The organism is Sellimonas catena (assembly GCF_027924685.1).
In the GTDB taxonomy this organism is placed as follows: domain Bacteria; phylum Bacillota; class Clostridia; order Lachnospirales; family Lachnospiraceae; genus Sellimonas; species Sellimonas catena.
The window spans coordinates 1-1,984 of sequence record NZ_BSBO01000083.1; the positions used below are offsets into that span (position 1 = coordinate 1).

Sequence of the window (1,984 nt, forward strand, 5' to 3'; positions counted from 1 at the left end):
TGTTTTATTTTGCAACTAACATCATAAAGAAAAACTGTATGATTGGGAAGTAGGGATTTTCTCTGCTTCCCTTTTTATTTAGGAAAAATTCCTATTTTTGCCAATAATAATTATACACTAACTTTTTACACATTCGCAGATCAAGGACATTTTTAATGCTGCAGATTCAATCCGTCCGCATTCTTCTAATTCGCATATTTTTTATCCAGCGATTCTGCGCATTCAGTATGGATGCGGCCTTCGCATCTCAGAAACACTCGGGCTGCGGATGAAGGATGTGGACATGGATAAAAATATCCTGCACGTTATAAACGCGAAGAACAATAAGGATCGCGATATCCCGGTGAGCGACTCGGTGATGGAGTACATCAAATGGTATGGACGTAAAACTCACGCAGCTTATGAGCCAGATGGCTTCTTTTTCAGGAGCCGCCGTGGCAATGGGCATTATGACAAAACATCTGTGAATCATTACTTCCGGGATATCCTGTTTGAATGCGGAATAATGCATGGGAACAAAAGCGATGGCGGGCCTCACCTGCATAATCTCCGTCATACTTTCTGTGTGCATAGTCTGGAAGCGATGTTGAGGAATGGGATCTCCCATCAGGTTGCGTTACCGCTGTTAATGACTTACATGGGGCATTCCTCTCTTTCCGCCACTGGCCGTTATCTGAAACTTACAGCGGAAGCATTTCCTGATCTGGTCGATCAGATCAGTAGGATATATGCTGACATCATTCCAGACCTGGAGGTAAAAACTGAGTATGAAGACGAATGATTTTCCCCGCATGCTCAGTGATTTTTTGCTGAAGGAACTGCCAGGGGTACGCAACCAAAGCAGCAACACCATTGTTTCTTACAGAGATACTTACATACGGCTATTGACCTACTGCCGAGATATACTGGGTATAAGGCCAGAAAATCTTAACGTAGCTGACCTGACTGCTGAACGGATCGCAGAGTTTCTAAACTGGTTGGAACGTAAATGCAATAACAGTATAAGCACGAGGAATCAAAGGCTTGCTGCGATTCATTCATTGTTCCGCTATATACAGATGCAGGCTCCGGAGCACATGTTTCAATGTCAGCAGGTGTTAGGAATCCCCTACAAAAAGACCAGTAGGCGTCAGGTGGGATATCTTAGCGAAGCTGAAACCAAAACATTGTTGTCCATGCCAGATACCAAAACACGTAAAGGACGCCGCGATCAGGCATTGCTCACTCTCCTATACGATAGCGGTGCCCGTGTGCAGGAACTTGCAGATTTACGCGTCGGAGACCTTCGTTTGGAATTCCCTGCCCAGGTCAAACTGACTGGGAAAGGAAGGAAAACCCGAAGCGTTCCTCTGATGGATAAAACTACCGCTCTTCTGAAGAATTATCTTTTAGAACAGCATTTGGACTCTCCATCTGACTTTGAGCATCCATTGTTCTATAACTCACAGGGCAGGAAGCTTACACGGCAAGGTATAGCGTATATCCTCAAAAAATATGCGGTTGCTTGTGAAATTGAAGAAATCTCTCCACATAAAATACGGCATACAAAGGCCATGCATCTTACAGAAGCAGATGTAAACCCGATTTTTATAAGAGACTTTCTTGGGCACACTGATCTGAAAGTAACTGAAGTATACTCAAAAACCAGCATCAAGATGAAGAAAGCTGCGCTTGATAAGATGAAGCCTGGAAAAGATGTCCTTCCGGACAAACCCATAAAAGATTGGACCGAAGACAAATCTCTTCTGGATTGGCTTAATGGATTGATGCATTAATTATGGAAAGTTGTTCGGGCGGATATTTCAGCAAAACTGTATATCCGCCAGGGCAACTTGTCATAAGAATTTGCTTGTCATAATAGATCAGGGTCGACTTCAAGGACTTGTGTCCCATGAGATTTTTGATGGTAAGCAGGTCGGCCCCGTTTTCATAAAGGTGAGTTCCAAAGGCATGCCGGAAAGAATGGCAGGTGAACCGGTGTTCC

General features: G+C 43.9%; 2 protein-coding genes and 1 pseudogene. 2 read left to right on the forward strand and 1 reads right to left on the reverse strand.

Annotated elements, in window-relative coordinates:
* Window positions 1–136: 136 nt before the first annotated feature.
* A pseudogene (locus tag Selli1_RS18080) lies at window positions 137–781 on the forward strand (tyrosine-type recombinase/integrase); the annotation flags it as partial.
* Complete coding sequence (locus Selli1_RS18085) at window positions 768–1,775, forward strand: tyrosine-type recombinase/integrase (protein WP_281874478.1); 1,008 nt, start codon at window positions 768–770, stop codon at window positions 1,773–1,775. The pseudogene Selli1_RS18080 and the gene Selli1_RS18085, both read left to right, overlap by 14 nt.
* Here the strand turns inward: Selli1_RS18085 and Selli1_RS18620 are convergent.
* Window positions 1,756–1,984, reverse strand: a 229-nt coding sequence (locus Selli1_RS18620; protein ID WP_281874480.1) for a tyrosine-type recombinase/integrase, incomplete at its 5' end; no start/stop codon positions are given. The two genes, Selli1_RS18085 and Selli1_RS18620, sit on opposite strands and share 20 nt — an antisense overlap.